Raw genomic sequence first — 19,751 nt, forward strand, 5'->3', positions numbered from 1 at the left:
CCGCCGTGAGGACCTGCCGCACGCCGTCGAGGCCGGGGGCGACCGGCGCCGTCGGCACCGCGGGGCCGGCGGGCTGCCGGTCCGCGACGGGGCCGGACGGGTGCGCGGGGCCGGGCCCGGCGGCCCGGGCGCCCTGCGCCGCGGCGCCGTTGCCGCCGCTCTGGTACGAGGCCGCGGGCGTCGCGGGCGGAGCGGGACGGGCCGCCGGTGTGGTCGTGTCCGTGCCACTGGGACGGCGGGCGGCCGGAGCGGGGCGCGGGCGGTCGTTGAAGAAGGAGTCGGCCGAGCGCTCACCGCTCTCCACCGCCCGCACGGCGGCGGCCAGCGCGGCGGTGACGTCGGGACCGGGGGCGCGCTGCTTCCCGGTGCCGGGCCCGGCCGCCGGGCCGTCCGCGGCGCCGCCCGGCCGGGGGACGGACGGGCCGGGGGACGCGCTCCCGGGCGCGGCGGGGGCTTCTTCGGGCGCGGGGGGCGGGGTTTGCTGGGGGGCGGAGGCCGGGGTTCCTTCGGATGCGGCGGGTGCCTCTTCCGGAGCGGGGGCCGGGACTCCCTCGGGTGCGGAGGCCGGGGTTCCGCCGGATGTGGCGGGCGTCTCGTCGGAAGCCGACGGTGCTTCCCCGGGCTCGGGCGTGGCCGGGGGCATGGACGCGGGCGTCTCGGTGCCCCCCGCGGCCGGAGCGGCGTCGATGGGCGTGGACGGGGATGCCCCGGCGGCGACCGCGGACGGAGCCGCGTCGGCGGGAGCGGACATATCGGGCGTCGCTTCCCGCTCACCCGACGCGTCGGCAGCCGCGCTCTCGGTGCTCTCGGTGCCCTCGGCGCCCGAGGGAGCGGCGGGGGACTGGGTCGGTGCGGTGCCGGGCGCGGCCTCTCGTTCGGGCGCGGCCTCATCGGTGAGGCGGTCGGTACTCACAGCGTGCTCCAGTCGTGATCGGGATAGTGGTGCACCGGGGCCGACACGTCGTCCAGCGCCCGGCAGATCTCGTCAGGAAGACTAAGGGTCTCCACTGACAACGCCGCTCTGAGCTGGTCCGCGGTGCGGGCGCCGACGACCGGGGCGGTGACGCCGGGCCGGTCGCGGACCCAGGCCAGCGCGACGTGGGCGGGGGTCGCGGCGAGGCCGTCGGCGGCCGTGCTGACCGCTTCGACGATCCGGCCCGCCGCCTCGTCCAGGTAGGGGGCGACGAACGGCGCGAGGTGCGCGGAGGCGCCGCGCGAGTCGGCGGGGGTGGCGTGGCGGTACTTGCCCGTGAGGACCCCGCGGCCGAGCGGCGAGGCGGGCAGCAGCCCCATCCCCAGGTCGCGGGCGGCGGGCAGCACCTCGCGTTCGACGCCGCGCTGGAGGAGGGAGTACTCCATCTGCGTGCTCGCCAGCCGGGTGCGGGCGGGGTCGGCGAGCTGCCAGGTGGCGGCCTTGGCGAGCTGCCAGCCGGAGAAGTTGGCGAGCCCCGCGTAACGGACCCGGCCGCTGGCCACGGCGGTGTCCAGGGCCTGGAGGGTCTCTTCGAGCGGGGTGTGCGGGTCGAAGGCGTGCACCTGCCACAGGTCGATGTAGTCCGTGCCGAGACGTTCCAGCGAGGCGTCCAGGGCGGCGAGCAGGTGGCGGCGGGAGCCGTCGGAGCGGCGGTGGGGGTCCAGGACGCGGCCCGCCTTGGTGGCGATGACCAGGTCCCGGCGCGGGACGAAGCCCTCGACCAGGCGCCCGAGGAGGTACTCGGCGCCGCCGTCCGCGTACACGTCCGCGGTGTCCACGAGCGTGCCGCCGGCCTCCCAGAACGTCTTGAGCTGGTCGGCGGCGTCCTGCTCGCCGGTGTCCCGGGCCCAGGTCAGGGTGCCCAGGCCGAGGCGGGACACGCGCAGGCCCGTGCGGCCGAGGTGCCTTTGCTCCATGGGCTCCGAGGTTACTGGCCGGAAGCCCGGTTCACGGCACCTGTGGACAACCTGACGGTGACGCCGCGCGACCGCCCGCGCTAGAGTCCCGGCAACAGCGACGTTACTGATCAGTAAGGGGAGCGGCATGAGGCTCGGGATCAATCTCGGCTACTGGGGTGCCGGCATGGACGCGGACAACCTCGCGGTGGCCCGTGAGGCGGACCGGCTCGGCTACGCCGTCTGCTGGGCCGCGGAGGCGTACGGCTCCGACGCCGCGACCGTGCTTTCCTGGGTCGCCGCCCAGACCGAGCGCATCGACGTCGGCTCGGCGATCTTCCAGATCCCGGCCCGCACGCCCGCCATGACGGCCATGACGGCCGCGACCCTGGACTCGCTGTCCGGTGGCCGGTTCCGGCTCGGCCTGGGCGTGTCCGGACCGCAGGTCTCCGAGGGCTGGTACGGCGTCAAGTTCGACAAGCCGCTGGCGCGCACCCGTGAGTACGTGGAGATCGTCCGCAAGGCCATGACCCGGGAGCGGCTGTCCTACGAGGGGCAGCACTGGACGCTGCCGCTCCCCGGCGGCCCCGGCAAGCCGCTGAAGCTGACCGTGCACCCCCAGCGCGAGCACATCCCGCTCTACATCGCCGCGATCGGCCCCAAGAACCTGGAGCAGACCGGCGAGATCGCGGACGGCGCGCTGCTGATCTTCCCCTCCGCCGACCACCTGGAGGAGACGGCGCTGCGCCACCTGAAGGCGGGCCGCGAGAAGGCCGGCCTCACCATGGAGGGCTTCGACGTCTGTCCGACCCTGCCGCTGGCGGTGGGCGAGGACGTGTCCGCGCTGGCCGACGTCTTCCGTCCGTACACCGCCCTCTACGTCGGCGGCATGGGCAGCCGCAAGCAGAACTTCTACAACCAACTCGCCCAGCGGATGGGGTACGAGAAGGAGGCCGCCGAGATCCAGGACAAGTACCTGGCCGGCGACAAGGACGGCGCCGCCGCCGCGGTCCCGCACCAGCTGATCGACTCCACCACCCTCCTGGGCCCCGTCGAGCGGATCGCCGAGCGCATGCAGGCGTACGCCGCCGCCGGGGTGACGACGCTGACGCTCTCCCCCGCGGGCTTCACGCTGGAGGAGCGGCTGGCCGCCCTCCGCGCGGGCGTCGAGGCGCTGGAGCGCGCCGGGCTGGCCTGAGGACGTGGGGGTGGGCGGGGCGGCCCTGCTCACCCCCTGCCGGTGCCGTCCCCCTCGTCGGTCGGGAGCGTGACCGGGTGCTCGTTCCCGGCCGCCGAGAGGGGGATCGCTCACTTCGGGCAGCCGCGGGCCGGGCCGGGCCGGGAGCGCGGAGGAGTGGAAGCGCGCCGGGTGGTGTCGGGCGAGGGCCGTGCCGGACGTGCCGGGTCGTCGATGGGCCACACGTTCGGGGGAGTTGGCCGACCAGAGTGTTGCCGGTGGCGGCAGTTTGGCACTTTACTTGCGCTTTGCGGGTGAGTTGTGCGGAGGTGACGCTGATGCTCTCGGCCAGGAGTCTGTTCCAGGAAATCCTCGACAACGACGAGTCGTACCGGCTGTTCTGCTCCATCGCGGCCAGTGGAGAGGCGCAAGGGGGCTGGGAGAACGGGCGGATCGCCACGCTCCTTCCGGAGTCGCAGCGCGCGATGGTGCCCAAGGTGGCGCGGCACGGCGCCGACGAGGACAAGCACGGGCGGATCTTCCTGGCACTGCTGCGCAAGCGCGGCATGGACCCGGTCGAGGTCCCCGAGGACACCGACTACACCGCCCTCCTGGAGCGCCGGGGCATCGGGCTGACCCACGAGAAGCTGCGCCGCGACGAGCGGTTGACGGAAGCGGACATCATCACCTACCTGGCGCACAGCCGGGTCACCGAGCAGCGGGCCGCCGACCAGATGGTGATGCTCAAGACGTACTTCGCCGATCACCCCGAGGTGGGCAAGGCCGTCCGGATGATCTGCCAGGACGAGGAGAACCACCTCGCCTACTGCCACGAGGAACTCCTCCGGCTGGCCGCGGCCGGGCACGGGCCGACGATCCGGCGGATCCTGCGCGCGTGCGCGCTCGCGGAGATCGTCGTCTACCGGGACGTCAGCATCGCGGTGATGCGGCGGATGGGCCGGATCCTGGGCTGGCGGGGCCTGAAGACGGGGGTGCTCACGGCCGGCATCCGGGCCGTGTACGCCTACGAACGGCTCGGCGGCTGGCGGCGGATGGTGCGCCTGCGGATGCCGGAGCGGCGGGACGCGCTGGGAGGACCGGCGGCATCGCCGGAGTTCGCCTGAGGGACGGCCTCCGGTTTCACCGGCCGCTCCTGTGACGGGCCCTGGGGGATTGAACGACCGGTCCGGCCGGGCGGACGCCAGGGTTCCGTTTCCCCGGCCACTCCCGTGACGCGCCCTCGGCAGGTTCAACGGCCCCGAAAGCGTCACCGGCCCGACCGCACGGACGCCGGCGTCCCGTTCCCCGCCCCTACAGCCACCCCCGCCGTTTGAACGTCCGGTACAGGCACAGCTCGATCGTCACCATGATCAGCAGGATGCCCGGGTAGCCGAACGTCCAGGTGAGCTCGGGCATGTGGTCGAAGTTCATGCCGTAGATGCCGGCGATCAGGGTCGGTACGGCGGCCAGCGCGGCCCAGGCGGAGATCTTGCGCATGTCGTCGTTCTGGCGCACCCCCACCTGGGCGAGGTGGGCGGAGAGGATGTCGGACAGCAGCCGGTCCAGGCCCTCCACGGACTCCGTCGCCCGCGTCAGGTGATCGCCGACGTCCCGGAAGAACGGCCGGGCCTCGTCGTGCACGAACGGCACTCCGGCGCTCTGGAGCCGGGCCATCGGTTCGACCAGGGGATTGGTCGCGCGGCGGAACTCCAGGACCTCGCGCTTGAACGCGTAGATCTGGCCCGCCACGTCCCTGGTGTCCGTGCGGTCCGGTGAGAACACCTCCGTCTCCAATTCCTCCAGGTCCACCTGGAGTTGCCCCGCCACGTCGATGTACTGGTCGACCACCGCGTCGCTGATCGCGTAGAGGACCGAGGTGGGGCCCTGCTTGAGGATGCCCGGTTCCTGCTCCAGCCGCCGGCGCACGGCGGCGAGCGGGTTGCCCTCGCCGTGCCGGACGGTGACGACGAACGAGTCGCCGAGGAAGAGCATCAGCTCCGTGGAGGTGACGGTGTCGGCGGCGTCGTCGTAGAGGACGGGTTTGAGCACCATGAACAGCGAATCGTCGTACACCTCCAACTTGGGCCGCTGGTGGGCCTTGAGCGCGTCCTCGACCGCGAGCGGGTGCAGCCCGAACTCGCTGCTGATCCGCTCGAACTCCTCCTGGGTCGGTTCGTGCACGCCCAGCCACAGGAAGGAGTGGCCTTCGGCGCGTGCCATCTCCAGGGCGTCGGAGAAGTCCTCTGCCCGCCCTTCGGTCCGGTGTCCCTCTTGATAGACGGCGCAATCGACGATCACACGGGCATTGTGGCGCGCCGTTCCACTCCGTGCCAGGAACAGCGGCCGGGGCCGGGGCGCGCCCGGTTCCGCCCGGCCCGTGGCGGAGCGCGGAAGGGCGGCGCACGCGGGCGCGCGGGCCGGGGCGTGGGAACGGATCCGGGCGCGCGGCCGTCCTCGTACGAAGCGGGGGCGGCGTGGTGACCCCGGGGCCGGGAAAGGGGGGAACGCGCGTGTCAGGAAGGGCGGATGGGGAACGCGCGTGCTAGGAACCCTCATGAGACACGTAGGCTGGCTGCCATGCCCACGCTGATCCTGGTGCGGCACGGCCGCTCCACCGCCAACACCTCCGGCGTGCTCGCCGGCCGGACGCCGCACGTAGCGCTGGACGACCAGGGCGTCGCCCAGGCCGCCGCGCTGCCCGGCCGCCTGGCGCGGATTCCGCTGGCCGCGGCGGTGACCAGCCCGCTCCAGCGGTGCCACGAGACCCTGCGCCCCCTTCTGGCCGAGCGACCGGAGCTGCCCCTGCACGTCGAGGAGCGCGTCAACGAGTGCGACTACGGCGACTGGTCGGGCCGCAAACTCGCCGAGCTGAACGACGAGCCCCTGATGGAGGTCGTCCAGCGGCACCCCTCCGCGGCGGCCTTCCCCGGCGGCGAGTCGATGCGGGGGATGCAGGCCCGCGCGGTGGACGCGGTGCGGGACTGGAACGCCCGGATCGAGGCCGAGCACGGCCCGGAGGCCGTGTACCTCATGTGCTCGCACGGGGACGTCATCAAGTCCCTGGTCGCCGACGCCCTCGGTGCGCACTTCGACCTCTTCCAGCGGATCTCCGTCGAGCCCTGCTCGGTGACCGCGATCCGGTACACGCGGCTGCGGCCGTACCTCGTGCGGCTCGGGGACACCGGCGACTTCGCCGGCCTGGCGCCGCGCGAGGACGGGACCTCCGCGGCCGACGACCGTGACGCGGCCGTCGGCGGTGGCTCGGGAGGATCGTGATCAGCACGCGCAGTAGGGTGGGCGACGGCGCCGCCCGCCCGCGTACCGGTGATCCGCGCACCGAGCGCGGCGACGCGCCGACCGCACGGACAAGCGCGAGAACGGCAGCGCCCGCGAGGACAGCGGTACCCGCGAGAACCGAGGTCCCCGCAGGAACAGCAGTACGCGCAAGAACAGCAGTGCCCGCAGTGACCCCGCAGTCGAGCAAACGGAGCTAGGACGTTGTCCCGTCAGGTGTTCTTCTACGACGCGCCGGACCGCTTCGTGGCCGGTACGGTCGGGCTGCCTGGCCGCCGCAGCTTCTTCCTCCAGGCGAGCGAGGCCGGTCGTACCACCAGTGTGGCCCTGGAGAAGACCCAGGTCGCGGCGCTGGCCGAGCGGATCGACGAGCTGCTGGACGAGGTGGTGCGCCGCAGCGGCGGCAACGCGCCCGTCCCGGCCGTCGCGCCCGCCGACATGGCCGACACCGCCCCGCTGGAGTCCCCCGTGGAGGAGGAGTTCCGGGTCGGCACCATGGCGCTGGCCTGGGACGGCGAGGAACAGCGCATGATCGTCGAGGCGCAGGCGCTGGTCGAACTGGAAGTCGAGACGGACGAGGACCTCGCCGAGGCCGAGGAACGCCTCCTCCAGGACGACGAGAACGGCCCGCCGATGCTGCGCGTCCGCCTCACCGGCCCCATGGCCAGGGCGTTCGCCAAGCGCGCGCTGGAAGTCGTCAACGCGGGGCGCCCGCCCTGCCCGCTGTGCAGCCTGCCGCTCGACCCGGAGGGACACGTATGTCCGCGCCAGAACGGATACCGACGGGGCGCCTGACGGCCTCGGAGCCGTCACAGGTGAACGGACGGGGCGCGAGACCGGAGGAGGCGGGGGCCGGGGAGGCACCGGTCGCGGTGGCCGCCGATCACCCGAACGGAGTCCCCGCGCGCCCCGTGGGCGGGCTGCCCGAGCGCGTCCTGGTGCACGGTGAGCTGACCGTGCGCGGGCAGGTCAGGGAGGCGTCCAACGCCGTGCTGTACTGCACGGTCGCGTACGAGGGCGTGACGGGCACCTGCGTCTACAAGCCGGTCGCCGGGGAGCGGCCCCTGTGGGACTTCCCCGACGGCACCCTCGCCCAGCGCGAGGTGGCCGCCTACGAGGTGTCCCGGGCCACCGGCTGGGACCTCGTCCCCACCACGGTCCTGCGGGACGGCCCCTACGGGCGGGGCATGGTCCAGGAGTGGATCGAGGCCGTGCCCGGGGAAGGGGACGGGCTGCTGGCGCTGACCGAGGACGAGGAGCCGGGCCCCGGATGGAAGGCGGTCGGCACGGCGCAGGTCGGCGCGGGGCGCACGGCGCTGCTGGTGCACGCCGACGACGCGCGGCTGCGGCGGCTCGCGGTCCTGGACGCGGTGATCAACAACGGTGACCGCAAGGGCGGCCACCTGCTGCCCGCCGCCGGCGGACGCCTGTACGCCATCGACCACGGCGTCACCTTCAACGCCGAGGACAAGCTGCGCACCCTCCTGTGGGGCTGGGCGGGCGACCCGCTGCCCGAGGAGGCGGTGGACGTGCTGCGGCGGCTGGCGGACGAGCTGGCGCCCGGTTGCCCGCTGGCCGGCCGGCTCGCCGGGCTGATCACGGCGGCGGAGATCGAGGCGCTGCGCGAGCGGGTCGCGAACCTGCTGCGGACGGGCCTGCACCCGGAGCCGAGCGGGAACTGGCCGCCGATTCCGTGGCCGCCGGTCTGAGGGCGGGGCGGCTGGTCTGGGGTGGGGTGCCGGGCCTCGGCGCGTGAACGCGGCCGACCCGGCGCCGCGCCTTGTGGGGCCCGGTGCGCGGGCGCCGGGATGAGCGCGGGCTCGCAGGCCCTCTGGACGGGGCCGCATACCCCCTGGTCACAGCACCCGCCCTCGGAACAAACGCCTCCGGCGGCGCCATCCCGGGATTGTCTGTTCAGCCAAGATCCGCGCTCCGGTTCGTATCCGGAAGCTGCGTCCGGTTACGCTCAAGACATGCATGCATGGCCCGCTTCTGAGGTCCCCGCCCTGCCTGGCCAGGGCCGCGACCTGAGGATCCACGACACCGCGACCGGCGGAAAGGTCACCCTGACCCCCGGTCCCGTCGCCCGAATCTACGTCTGCGGCATCACGCCGTACGACGCGACCCACATGGGGCACGCGGCGACCTACAACGCGTTCGACCTGGTCCAGCGCGTGTGGCTCGACTCGAAGCGCCTGGTGCACTATGTGCAAAACGTCACCGACGTCGACGATCCCCTGCTGGAGCGGGCGCAGGCGACCGGGGACGACTGGACCGCGCTGGCCGAGCGCGAGACCGCCCTCTTCCGCGAGGACATGACCGCCCTGCGGATGCTGCCCCCCAAGAACTATGTCGGCGCCGTCGAGGCCATACCGGGGATCGTGCCGCTCGTGGAGCGGCTGCGGGACGTGGGCGCGGCCTACGAGCTGGACGGCGACATCTACTTCTCCGTCGAGGCCGACGCCCACTTCGGCGAGGTCTCCGGGCTCGACGCCGAGGCGATGCGGCTGCTGTCCGCCGAGCGCGGCGGCGACCCGGAGCGGCCGGGCAAGAAGAACCCGCTCGACCCGATGCTGTGGATGGCCGCCCGCGAGGGCGAGCCGAGCTGGGACGGCGGCTCGCTCGGCCAGGGCCGCCCCGGCTGGCACATCGAGTGCGTGGCCATCGCCCTGGAGCACCTGGGCATGGGCTTCGACGTGCAGGGCGGCGGCTCGGACCTGATCTTCCCGCACCACGAGATGGGCGCCTCGCACGCGCAGGCGCTGGCCGGCGAGTACCCCTTCGCCAAGGCGTACGTCCACGCGGGCATGGTCGCCCTGGACGGCGAGAAGATGTCCAAGTCCAAGGGCAACCTCGTCTTCGTCTCCCGGGTGCGCCGGGACGGCACCGACCCGGCCGCCATCCGCCTCGCGCTGCTCGCCCACCACTACCGCGCCGACTGGGAGTGGACGGACCAGGTGCTGGCCGAGGCCGAGGAGCGGCTGGCGCGCTGGCGCGCCGCGGTCTCCCGCCCGGACGGCCCGTCCGCCGACGCGCTCCTGGAGGAGCTGCGGGACGCGCTCGCGGACGACCTCGACTCGCCGGCCGCGCTGGCGGCTGTCGACCGCTGGGCCGAGGCGCAACGTTCCGCCGGCGGGACCGACACCGGCGCGCCCGGCCTGGTCTCGCGGGCGGTGGACGCGCTGCTCGGCGTGGCCCTCTGACGGCTCTCCCGCCTTCCCGGCTCCCGGGGGCGTTCCTCCAGCGGCTCCGTGCCGCGGGGAGCGCCCCCGTTCGATTGTGGAGGAGTTGTCGGGGTGGGCTCCGGGGGCGCGGGGATGTGCTGGGGTGGGTCCGCACCAGGCCCTGTCGTCGGAGCGCGCCCGCCGGACCACGCCACGTCGACGACCGGGCCTCGCACCACCACCGCCCGGACCCGTCGGAAGGACGCATGCCGTGGACCGTTCCCCGCACCGTCGAAGCCTGCTCGCCACCGGGGCGGCGCTGGGCGTGGGCGCCGTACTGGGACCCCTCGCCTCCGGCGCCCGCGCGGCCGGCACCTGGCCGGCCACGATCAGGCTGCCGGACGGCTTCCAGCCCGAGGGCATCGCCATCGGCAAAGGGCCGTACGCCTACTTCGGGTCCCTGGCGGACGGGTCGGTCTACCGCGCGAGCCTGGTGACGGGCCGGGGCGCCGTCGTCGCCGAGGGCAGCGGCAAACCGTCCGTCGGCCTGAAGATCGACCGCCGGGGGCGGCTGTTCATCGCCGGGTCCGGCGAACTGCGCGTCGTCGACGCGCGGGAGGGCAGGACCCTGGCCACGTACCCCGTCGGCGGTCCGAGCACCGTGGTCAACGACGTGGTCCTCACGCCGGACGCCGCCTACTTCACCGACTCCTACCTGCCGCAGTTGTACGTGCTGCCGCTCGGCCGGAACGGCGAACTGCCCGGCGCGGACGGGATCGTCACCCTGCCCCTGAAGGGCGAGTGGGTGCAGGGGCCGGACTTCACCGCCAACGGCATCGAGCGCACCCCGGACCGCGGCGCCCTCCTGGTCGTCAATGTCGTGGCGGGCGCCCTCTTCCGCGTCCACCCGCGGACCGGGGACGCGCGCAAGGTGCCGCACACCGGCCCCCGCCTCGTCAACGGTGACGGGCTGCTGCTCCTGGGGCGGACGATGTACGTGGTGCAACAGCAACAGAACGCCGTGGACGTGCTGCTGCTGGACGCGGAGGGCACCCGGGGCAAGGCGATCGACCGGATCACCGATCCCCGCTTCGACATCCCGACCACGGCGGCGGCCTGCGGGAACCGGATCTACCTGCCCAACGCCCGCTTGACCACGGACCCGACGCCGACGACGCCGTACACGGCGGTGGCGGTACCGCGTGTGTGAGGCGGGAGCCGGGAGCCCGTGACCGGATTCGGGCGCGGTGGAGGCTTCGCTCGGTCGGTCCCATCCCTTCCGCGGGGTGGGACCGACCGTGGGCGTCAGCTCGCGTGGCCTTCGGGGCCGCCGTCACGGTCCGGGCGGTCCGCCTCGTGGCCGGGGGCGCGCTCGGTGCCGGGGTGATCGGCGCCGGACTGCTCGGGGGCGTCCTCGTCACCGGCGTCGCACGCCGCTGCTTCCGTGGCGGGCGCCTCGTCGGGGGTTTCGGTGTCCGTGGTCGCCGGGCGGTCCGCCGTTCCTTCCGCCGGGGCCGATCCGTCGGCTCGGTCGGTCCGGTCCGTTCGTTCCGCTCGGTCCGGCCTGTCGGAGGGGGCGGCGGACGCGTCCGGCTGGTCCGGCTGGTCCGAGGGCGTGCCGCGGGACGTGCCGGCGCGGCCCGAGGTGTGCGGGTCCCGGCGGCGCAGGTAGCGCTCGAACTCGCGGGCGATCGCTTCGCCGGACGCCTCCGGCAGCTCGGCGGTGTCCCGCGCCTCCTCCAGCGACTGGACGTACTCCGCCACCTCGCTGTCCTCGGCGGCGAGCTGGTCCACGCCGAGCTGCCAGGCGCGCGCGTCCTCGCTCAGCTCGCCGAGCGGGATGCGCAGGTCGAGCAGGTCCTCCAGGCGGTTGAGGAGGGCGAGGGTGGCCTTCGGATTGGGCGGCTGGGAGACGTAGTGCGGCACCGCGGCCCACAGGCTGACCGCCGGTACGCCCGCGTGCGTGCAGGCCTCCTGGAGGATGCCGACGATGCCCGTCGGGCCTTCGTACCGCGTTTCCTCCAGGTCCATGGTGCGCGCCAGGTCGGGGTCGGACGTGACGCCGCTGACCGGCACCGGCCGGGTGTGCGGCGTGTCGCCGAGCAGGGACCCCAGGATGACGAGCATCTCCACGCCCAGCTCGTGGGCGAATCCCAGGATCTCGTTGCAGAACGAACGCCAGCGCATGCTCGGCTCGATGCCGCGGACCAGGACGAGGTCGCGCGGCTTGTCACCGCCGACCCGGACGACGGAGAGCCGGGTCGTGGGCCAGGTGATCTTCCGTACTCCGTTGTCCAGCCAGATGGTCGGACGGTTGACCTGGAAGTCGTAGTAGTCCTCGGCGTCCAGCGCGGCGAAGACCTCGCCCTTCCACTCGCGGTCCAGGTGCGCGACCGCGGCGGAGGCGGCGTCGCCGGCGTCGTTCCAGCCTTCGAACGCGGCCACCATGACCGGGTCGACCAGCTCGGGAACCCCCTCGAGCTCGATCACCCAGCGCCTCCTTCCGACCGGCACGACCGCTGAGGGCGGCCACCGGCGACAGTTCCATTGCGTGCGTCCCAAGCCTAAGCCGTCCGTGGTGCCCGGCCGCAGCCCCTGTGCACGAACGAGTGCTCATTCATCCGACCTGTTCGCATCCTTGTGTGCATCGAATCCGGGAATGGTGGGGGAGGTGGGAAACGCAAGAGGGCGATACATCGGATGATCGTGAAAGATCCGATGTTCTTCGTCCGCTCTCGGCGTGCTCTCGGGTGCCAGGTCACCCCCGGGGGCGCTTCCGGGGCGCTTCCCGGGGCGAGGGGGGCGGGGCGCGCGCCGGGTGGGGAGCCGGTTAGGCCCGCGTGGACGTCGTGTCCGGATTCCGCCAGCCCGTCAGGCGGCCGTCGACCACGATCGAGTCATGCCGCCGAACGCGGAGGAAAGCCGCGAAAGGCAGCAGACGCCGCGCACGTGGCGGAGCTCGTGTTCCTGGTGCGGCCGACGACCTGGCACCACCTCACCACCCGAGAACGGACAAAAAGATGACGACGATGACGACGGAGACGACGACCGGTCGGCTCAAGGGCAAGGTGGCCCTGGTGACCGGCGGCAGCCGGGGGATCGGCGAGGCCATCGTGCTGCGGCTGGCCGCCGACGGCGCCGACGTGGCCTTCACCTACGTGAGCCGGGCGGAGCGGGCCGAGCGGGTCGTGGAGCGGGTCAAAGAGGCCGGCGGGCGGGCCAGGGCCATACAGGCCGACAGCGCCGACGCGGCGGCGGTCCGGGCCTCCGTCCAGGAGACGGTGGAATACTTCGGGCGGCTCGACATCCTGGTCAACAACGCCGGCGTGGGGGTGCTCGGCCCCATCGAGGGCATCCGGGGCGAGGACGTGGACCGGGTGCTGGACGTCAACGTCCGGGCGCCTTACCTGGCCTCCCAGGCCGCCGTGCCGCACCTGTCCTCCGGAGGACGGATCATCACCATCGGCAGCTGCATGGCAGAGCGGGTGTCCTTCCCCGGCGGAACGCTCTACGCGACGAGCAAGGCCGCGCTCACCGGCCTGACCAAGGCGCTGGCCCGCGAACTGGGCGGCCGGAACATCACGGCGAACCTCGTCCACCCGGGCCCGATCGACACGGACATGAACCCGGCCGACGGGGAGGGTGCCGAGACGCAGGCCGCCGGCACGGCGCTGGGGGCGTACGGGCAGCCGTCCGACGTGGCGGCGACGGTGGCCCACCTCGCCGGGGACGGCGGGCGGTACATCACGGGGGCGGCCATCGCGGTGGACGGCGGGTTCGCGGTCTGATCCGGTCTCGGACGGGTGCGGGGGACGGGTGGGGCGGCCGTGTGGGGCGGCCGTGTGGGGCGGGCGGTCCCGCCCGGCCGCCCGCCCGTTCGCTGGGTGCCCCGGCTCGGTCCGGCCCCGGCCCCGCGCGTCCGCCGTCCCCCTCGCACCTGCCCGCTCAGAGCGCGGTCCGCAGCCACCGTTCCACGTTCGCGATGTGGGCCGTGGCCCAGGCGCGGGCCGCCTCCGCGTCCCGGTCGCGCAGGGCGGAGAGGATCGCGCGGTGCTCGGCGAGCGTGCGGGCCACCGCATCCTTCTGGTTCAGGCCGCGCCAGACGCGGGCCCGGGTCGCCGGCCCGGACAGCCCGTCCAGGAGCGAACACAGCACGGCGTTGCCCGAACCGGCGACGACGCCCCGGTGGAACTCCAGGTCGCAGGCCACCAGGTCGTCGACCGAGGGCCGCGTCCCCAGGGCGTCCAACCGGGCCTCCAGGGCGTCCAGCTCGCCCTTGCCGATCCGGTCGGCCGCCATGGCGGTGGCGGCCGGTTCCAGGATGCGGCGTACGGCCATGAACTCCAGCACGGTGTCGTCGCGGTGGAAGTCCACGACGAAGCTCATGGCCTGGAGCAGCAGTCCCGGGTCCAGGCTCGTCACATACGTGCCGTCGCCCTGCCGCACGTCCAGGACCCGCATCAGGGAGAGGGCGCGGACCGCCTCGCGCAGCGAGTTGCGGGAGAGCCCGAGCTCCGCCGCCAGTTCGCTCTCCTTGGGCAAGCGGTCCCCCGGCCGCAGCGCGCCGGAGACGATCATCCCCTTGATCCGTTCGATGGCCTCGTCCGTGACCGCCATGACGACCTCCCCCAGCCTCCCGTCCGGGCCCCGCCCGTGCATCCGGCCGTGCATTCGCCCAGGAACCGCGCAGACATCCGATGTCTGTGGGCGTCAATTATGGCCTTCCTGAGCGTCCCGAGAGGGCCGGACACTCCCGTTGCCGGTACCGAAACCTCCTCGCGGTCAGGCCCCGGTGCGCGCGACACGGGACGCACTGTGCCCGCGCGGCACAGGACGCCCTCGACCGCGCCGCACAGGGGTTTTCGGCCGCGCGTCGTCCAGGACCGTTCGTGACCGTTCTTGGCCGCGCGCTGTGAAGACCACTTCCGGCCGTGCGCCCCCAAGGCCCCCACTCCACCCGCTGAGGAGGACCGCCGCACGCAGAAGGGACGGCTCCCGGAGGAACCGTCCCTCTGCTCCCACCGACCGGTCGCGCCCTGCCGACCAGGGGCCGACCAGCCGGAGAGCCTTACCCCCCGAGCGCCGACGGCCGAGCACACCGACCACCGATCCATCAGCGCCCGGGCCCGCGGCCTACCGCCCGCGGCCTGCCCGCCGGGGCCTCAGCCCCGCTCGGCCAGCAGCTCGGCGACCCGGCCCCGGACCTCCTCGGTGTCCAGGCCGCGGATCGTCAGCGTGGTGCGGCGGCGCAGCACGTCGTCCACCGTCTCCGCCCACTCGTGGTCGCGCGCGTACGCGACCTGGGCCCAGATCTCCGGGGCGTCCGGGTGGATCCGCTCGGCCAGCGCCGGGTTCTCCTGGGCCAGGCGCGCGATGTCGAAGGACAGCGAGCCGTAGTGGGTGGCCAGGTGGCGGGCGGTCTCGGGGGCCATGGAGACGCCGGGCGCCGAGCCGTCCACCAGGAGGCGGTGGGTGACGGCGTTGGGGTTGGCGATGCCCGGGAGCGGCAGCTTCTTGGGGAGCTCCGAGATGGGCTCCATGTCCGTGCCCAGCGGGTGGCCGGGGAGGGCCGCCAGCTTGTTCATGACCGTGCGGCCGATGTGCCGGAAGGTCGTCCACTTGCCGCCGGCGACCGACAGCATGCCGCCGCTGCCCTCGGTGACCACGGTCTCGCGCTTGGCCTTGGAGGTGTCGCCGGGACCGCCCGGCAGCACGCGCAGCCCGGCGAAGGAGTACGTGATCAGGTCCCGGGAGAGCTGCTGGTCGCGGATGGAGAACGCGGCCTCGTCCAGGATCTGCGTGACGTCCTTGTCGTTGACCGCGACGTCGGCCGGGTCGCCCTCGTACTCCTCGTCCGTCGTCCCCAGGAGCAGCATGTCCTCCCAGGGGAGGGCGAAGGTGATGCGGTACTTGTCGATCGGCGTGGCGAGCGCGGCCTTCCAGGGGGCGGTGCGCTTGAGGACCAGGTGCGCGCCCTTGGACAGGCGGATGGAGGGGGCCGCGCCCTTGTCCTCCATGCGGCGCAGGTGGTCCACCCACGGGCCGGTGGCGTTGAGCACCAGGCGGGCGTTGACGCCGAACTCGGCGCCGTCCATCCGGTCCTTGAGCTCCGCGCCGGTGACCCGGCCCTGGGTGAAGCGCAGGCCGGTGACCTCGGCGTGGTTGAGGACGGTGGCGCCCGCGGCGACCGCAGCGCGCACCGTCATCAGGGCCATGCGGGAGTCGTTCATCTGGTCGTCGCCGTAGACGGCGACGGCCCTGAGGTTGTCGGTGCGCAGCTCGGGCACGTCGCGCTGGGCCTTGGCCGGGCTGATGACGTGGCCGACGCCGTCGCCGAAGGCGGACAGCGCGGAGTAGGCGAAGACGCCCGCGCCGAGCTTGGCCGCGCCGTGCGGGCCGCCCTTGTAGACGGGCAGGTAGAAGGTGAGCGGGTTGGACAGGTGGGGGGCGACCTGGCGGGAGACCGCGCGCCGCTCGAAGTGGTTCTCCGCCACCAGCTTGACCGCGCCGGTCTGCAGGTAGCGCAGGCCGCCGTGCAGCAGCTTGGAGGAGGCGGAGGAGGTGGCGCCGGCGAAGTCGCCGGCGTCCACCAGGGCCACCCGCAGCCCGGCCTGGGCGGCGTGCCAGGCGGTCGAGATGCCCAGGATGCCGCCGCCGATCACCAGGAGGTCGTACGTCGACTGGGACAGCCGTTCCCGGGTCTCGGCGCGGCCCGGGACCCCGTAGGACGTACGCGGACCGTCGGCCGGGTGCGCCCCGGAAGCCGGGACGCTCTGCAGGGTGCTCATGATTCTGCTCCTGTTCAGCTCTCGTCGTCGTCGAGCCAGCCCATGGACCGCTCGACGGCCTTGAGCCAGTTCTTGTACTCGCGGTCACGGGTGGCCGCGTCCATGCGGGGGGTCCACTCGGCGGCCCGGCGCCAGTTGGCGCGCAGCGCGTCGGTGTCGGGCCAGAAGCCGACGGCCAGGCCGGCGGCGTAGGCGGCGCCGAGGCAGGTGGTCTCGGCCACCATGGGGCGCACCACGGGTGCGTCCAGGACGTCCGAGATCGTCTGCATCAGCAGGTTGTTGGAGGTCATTCCGCCGTCGACCTTCAGGGCGGTGAGGTCGACGCCGGAGTCCTTGGTCATCGCGTCGGTGATCTCGCGGGTCTGCCAGGCGGTCGCCTCCAGGACCGCGCGGGCGATGTGCGCCTTGGTGACGTACCGGGTCAGGCCGGCGATGACGCCGCGCGCGTCCGAGCGCCAGTAGGGGGCGAACAGACCGGAGAAGGCGGGGACGAAGTAGGCGCCGCCGTTGTCCTGGACCGAGCTGGCCAGCGTCTCGATCTCCGCGGCCGACTTGATCAGGCCCATCTGGTCGCGCATCCACTGGACGAGCGAGCCGGTGACGGCGATCGAGCCCTCCAGGGCGTACACCGGCTTCTCGTCGCCGATGCGGTAGCCCACCGTCGTCAGCAGCCCGTTGTAGGAGTTGACGGGCTCGTGGCCGGTGTTCATCAGCATGAACGTTCCGGTGCCGTACGTGGACTTGGCCTCGCCCTGGTCGAAGCAGGTCTGGCCGAACAGCGCCGCCTGCTGGTCGCCGAGCGCGGAGGCCACCGGCACGCCCGCCAGGACGCCTTCGGCGGTGGTGCCGTACACCTCGGCGGAGGAGCGGATCTCGGGCAGCACCGCCGTCGGGACGCCGATCGAGGCGCAGATCCGCTCGTCCCACTCCAGGGTGCGCAGGCTCATCAGCATGGTGCGGGAGGCGTTGGTGACGTCCGTGACGTGCACGCCGCCGTTGGCGCCGCCGGTGAGGTTCCAGATGACCCAGGAGTCCATGGTGCCGAAGAGGATGTCGCCGGCCTCGGCGCGCTCGCGCAGGCCCTCGACGTTGTCCAGCAGCCAGCGGATCTTCGGGCCGGCGAAGTACGAGGCCAGCGGCAGGCCGGTCTCGCGGCGGAAGCGGTCCTGGCCGACGTTGCGGCCCAGCTCCTTGCACAGCGCGTCGGTGCGGGTGTCCTGCCAGACGATGGCGTTGTGGACGGGCTCACCGGTGCGCTTGTCCCACAGCAGCGTGGTCTCGCGCTGGTTGGTGATGCCGATGGCCTTGACGTCCTTGGCGGTGATCCCGGCCTTCTCGACGGCGCCGGCCACCACCTGCTGGACGTTGCGCCAGATCTCGGCCGCGTCGTGCTCGACCCACCCCGGCTTGGGGAAGATCTGCTCGTGCTCCTTCTGGTCGACCGAGACGATCCGGCCGTCCTTGTCGAAGACGATGCAGCGGCTGGAGGTGGTGCCCTGGTCGATGGCCGCGATGAACGGGCCGTGGCCGTGCGAGCCGTGCCGCTCGGCGGATGGGGTGTCTTCAGGGGTGGTGCGGGGGGTGTCGCTCATGGTGGGTGCTCCAGAAGTTCTTCGATGCGGGCGTGGGCGGTGGGGGACCGGCGTCAGGCGAACGCCACCTGGTAGATGCCACCGGCGAGGGCGCCGCCGATCAGCGGGCCGACCACCGGGATCCAGGCGTAACCCCAGTCGGAGCCGCCCTTGTTGGGCAGCGGCAGCAGCGCGTGGACTATGCGCGGTCCGAGGTCGCGGACGGGGTTGATGGCGTAGCCGGTCGGGCCGCCCAGCGAGAGGCCGAGGCCCACGACGACGAAGGCGACGAGCAGCGAGCCGATCGGGCCCACGCCCTTGCCGTTGTCGCTCAGGCCCAGGGTGAGGATCGCCAGGACGAGCACCGTGGTGGCGATGATCTCGGTGGCCAGGTTCTGCACCGCGTGGCGGATCTCCGGGCCGGTGGAGAACACGCCGAGCACCGGGCCCGCCTTGGGGGCCTCGGACTGCTCGACCAGGCCCTCCCGCCCGGTCTGGTCGCCCACCACCTCGGGGTCGGTGAGGTGGGCCCGGAACTGCCCGTAGTAGGCGATCCACACCAGCACCGCGCCGATCATTGCGCCGAGCAGCTGCCCGCCGAAGTAGACCGGCACGTCGCTCCAGGGCGTGGCGCCCTTGACGGCGAGGCCGACGGTGACCGCGGGGTTCAGATGCGCACCCGACTTGGCGGCGATGTACGCGCCCGTCAGGACGGCGAACCCCCACCCGAAGGCGATGGCGACCCAACCCGCCTCGTACGCCTTCGAGCGCTTGAACGTGACGGCGGCGCACACGCCCCCGCCGAGCAGTATCAGAACAGCGGTACCGATGGTCTCGCTGATGAAGATGTCGGAGCTGGACACCCGCGACTCCTTTGTCCTTCGTCCAGGGGAAGGCGAACCTCCGGGGCCTTCCCTCCGGCGGTCCGCGCTCTCCGATAGAGAGCGGTGTCGGCCCGCGGCAATGCCCACCATAACGCTTATTGTCGTGTGGTGTTCGACAATGCCGACCGACGAACGGCAGTTTTGTTTACGGTCAGCACCCCGTCAAGGGTCCTGTGACGAAAAAGCTAGGTGAACAAAAGCCGTAAAGCTGGACAGAACCGCCCGTCGGAAACGGGTCAGAATCGCCCGGCCCCGAGATCTCGGGACACGGCACGCGCGCAATCCCGCACCGCGGCGACGATTTCCGGCCGCAGCTCACCGTCCCGGCACACCCGCTCGACGGCCCCGGTGACGCCCACCGCGCCCACCGGCATCCGCCGCCGGTCGTGGATCGGCGCGGCCACCGAGGCCACGCCCTCCCAGGTCTCCTCGACGTCGGCGGCCCAGCCGCGCGCCCGCGTCAGGTCCAGCACGTCCTCGAAATCCGCTGGGCCGGTCACCGTGCGGGGCGTGAACGCCCGCCGCTCCGCCTCCAGGGCCTCGCTGTGCGCCACCGGGTCGTACGCGGAGAGCACCTTGCCCAGGGCGGTGCTGTGCAGTGGGTGCATCGCCCCGACCTCCAGCACCTGGCGGCTGTCGTCGGGCCGGAAGACGTGGTGGACGATCAGTACGCCCTGCTGGTGGAGCACGCCCAGGTAGACGCTCTCGCCGCTGGCGCGGGCCAGGTCGTCGGTCCACACCAGGGCGCGGGCGCGCAGCTCGTGGACGTCCAGGTAGCTGTTGCCCAGGCGCAGCAGCTCGGCGCCGAGCTGGTAGCGGCCCGAGGCCGGGTCCTGCTCGACGAAGCCCTCCTGCTGGAGGGTGCGCAGAATGCCGTGCGCGGTGCCTTTGGCCAGGCCCAGGGCGGAGGAGATGTCGGACAGGCCGAGCCGCCGCTCCCCGCCGGCGAGCAGCCGCAGCATCGCGGCGGCGCGCTCCAGCGACTGGATCGTCCGTGCCATGGG

At 73.1% G+C, this 19,751-nt stretch carries 16 protein-coding genes and 1 pseudogene; 8 read left to right on the forward strand and 9 right to left on the reverse strand.

The window, feature by feature from the left end; genetic code table 11:
- Together ABZX96_RS35445 and ABZX96_RS35450 are read right to left on the reverse strand one after the other, a co-directional pair.
- A pseudogene (locus tag ABZX96_RS35445) lies at nt 1–913 on the reverse strand (hypothetical protein); the annotation flags it as partial.
- Entirely contained in the window at nt 910–1,890 is a 981-nt protein-coding gene (locus ABZX96_RS35450) for an aldo/keto reductase (RefSeq protein WP_355552864.1), read from the reverse strand. The gene ABZX96_RS35450 and the pseudogene ABZX96_RS35445, both read right to left, overlap by 4 nt.
- 127 nt (nt 1,891–2,017) lie before the next feature.
- On the opposite strand from ABZX96_RS35450, the gene ABZX96_RS35455 reads away from it, so the two are divergent.
- Both ABZX96_RS35455 and ABZX96_RS35460 read left to right on the forward strand, forming a co-directional pair.
- Nucleotides 2,018–3,067 carry an LLM class F420-dependent oxidoreductase gene (locus tag ABZX96_RS35455; RefSeq protein WP_355552867.1) on the forward strand — a complete coding sequence of 350 codons (1,050 nt, stop codon included), beginning with the start codon at nt 2,018–2,020 and terminating at the stop codon, nt 3,065–3,067.
- Nucleotides 3,068–3,384: 317 nt separating this feature from the next.
- Nucleotides 3,385–4,170 (forward strand): ferritin-like domain-containing protein, encoded by a 786-nt coding sequence (locus tag ABZX96_RS35460; RefSeq protein ID WP_355552870.1) that lies wholly within the window; start codon nt 3,385–3,387, stop codon nt 4,168–4,170.
- A 187-nt stretch (nt 4,171–4,357) separates the two neighbouring features.
- Here the strand turns inward: ABZX96_RS35460 and corA are convergent, their stop codons facing one another.
- Nucleotides 4,358–5,344 (reverse strand): magnesium/cobalt transporter CorA, encoded by a 987-nt coding sequence (gene corA / locus ABZX96_RS35465; RefSeq protein ID WP_355552873.1) that lies wholly within the window; start codon nt 5,342–5,344, stop codon nt 4,358–4,360.
- A gap of 279 nt (nt 5,345–5,623) precedes the next feature.
- Here corA and ABZX96_RS35470 point away from each other — a divergent pair, with 279 nt between their 5' ends.
- The 5 genes from ABZX96_RS35470 (at nt 5,624) to ABZX96_RS35490 (ending at nt 10,714) form a co-directional block, all read left to right on the forward strand.
- Complete coding sequence (locus tag ABZX96_RS35470; protein WP_355552875.1) at nt 5,624–6,322, forward strand: histidine phosphatase family protein; 699 nt, start codon at nt 5,624–5,626, stop codon at nt 6,320–6,322.
- A 222-nt stretch (nt 6,323–6,544) separates the two neighbouring features.
- Nucleotides 6,545–7,135, forward strand: a complete 591-nt coding sequence (locus ABZX96_RS35475; RefSeq protein WP_355552877.1) for a DUF3090 domain-containing protein — start codon at nt 6,545–6,547, stop codon at nt 7,133–7,135.
- Nucleotides 7,136–7,251: 116 nt separating this feature from the next.
- Complete coding sequence (locus ABZX96_RS35480) at nt 7,252–8,049, forward strand: SCO1664 family protein (RefSeq protein ID WP_355552914.1); 798 nt, start codon at nt 7,252–7,254, stop codon at nt 8,047–8,049.
- Between the two features lie 264 nt (nt 8,050–8,313).
- Nucleotides 8,314–9,543 (forward strand): cysteine--1-D-myo-inosityl 2-amino-2-deoxy-alpha-D-glucopyranoside ligase, encoded by a 1,230-nt coding sequence (gene mshC, locus ABZX96_RS35485; protein WP_355552880.1) that lies wholly within the window; start codon nt 8,314–8,316, stop codon nt 9,541–9,543.
- 232 nt (nt 9,544–9,775) lie between these two features.
- Nucleotides 9,776–10,714, forward strand: a complete 939-nt coding sequence (locus ABZX96_RS35490; RefSeq protein ID WP_355552883.1) for a superoxide dismutase — start codon at nt 9,776–9,778, stop codon at nt 10,712–10,714.
- 95 nt (nt 10,715–10,809) lie between these two features.
- Here the strand turns inward: ABZX96_RS35490 and ABZX96_RS35495 are convergent, their stop codons facing one another.
- Nucleotides 10,810–11,994 (reverse strand): PAC2 family protein, encoded by a 1,185-nt coding sequence (locus ABZX96_RS35495; protein WP_355552886.1) that lies wholly within the window; start codon nt 11,992–11,994, stop codon nt 10,810–10,812.
- Nucleotides 11,995–12,524: 530 nt separating this feature from the next.
- Here ABZX96_RS35495 and ABZX96_RS35500 point away from each other — a divergent pair.
- Nucleotides 12,525–13,292 (forward strand): 3-oxoacyl-ACP reductase family protein, encoded by a 768-nt coding sequence (locus ABZX96_RS35500; RefSeq protein ID WP_355552888.1) that lies wholly within the window; start codon nt 12,525–12,527, stop codon nt 13,290–13,292.
- A gap of 157 nt (nt 13,293–13,449) precedes the next feature.
- On the opposite strand, the gene ABZX96_RS35505 is transcribed toward ABZX96_RS35500, so the two are convergent.
- The 5 genes from ABZX96_RS35505 to ABZX96_RS35525 form a co-directional block, all read right to left on the reverse strand.
- Entirely contained in the window at nt 13,450–14,121 is a 672-nt protein-coding gene (locus ABZX96_RS35505; RefSeq protein ID WP_355552891.1) for an FCD domain-containing protein, read from the reverse strand.
- Between the two features lie 545 nt (nt 14,122–14,666).
- Nucleotides 14,667–16,292, reverse strand: coding sequence for a glycerol-3-phosphate dehydrogenase/oxidase (locus ABZX96_RS35510; RefSeq protein WP_355552894.1), 1,626 nt, complete (start codon nt 16,290–16,292; stop codon nt 14,667–14,669).
- A 14-nt stretch (nt 16,293–16,306) separates the two neighbouring features.
- Nucleotides 16,307–17,884, reverse strand: coding sequence for a glycerol kinase GlpK (glpK, locus tag ABZX96_RS35515; RefSeq protein ID WP_355552897.1), 1,578 nt, complete (start codon nt 17,882–17,884; stop codon nt 16,307–16,309).
- A 53-nt stretch (nt 17,885–17,937) separates the two neighbouring features.
- Nucleotides 17,938–18,726 (reverse strand): MIP/aquaporin family protein, encoded by a 789-nt coding sequence (locus tag ABZX96_RS35520; RefSeq protein WP_355552900.1) that lies wholly within the window; start codon nt 18,724–18,726, stop codon nt 17,938–17,940.
- Between the two features lie 257 nt (nt 18,727–18,983).
- Complete coding sequence (locus tag ABZX96_RS35525) at nt 18,984–19,748, reverse strand: IclR family transcriptional regulator (protein ID WP_355552902.1); 765 nt, start codon at nt 19,746–19,748, stop codon at nt 18,984–18,986.
- Nucleotides 19,749–19,751: the final 3 nt, after the last annotated feature.

The sequence above is a fragment of the Streptomyces sp. NPDC003077 genome, from assembly GCF_040611095.1.
Lineage (GTDB): Bacteria > Actinomycetota > Actinomycetes > Streptomycetales > Streptomycetaceae > Streptomyces.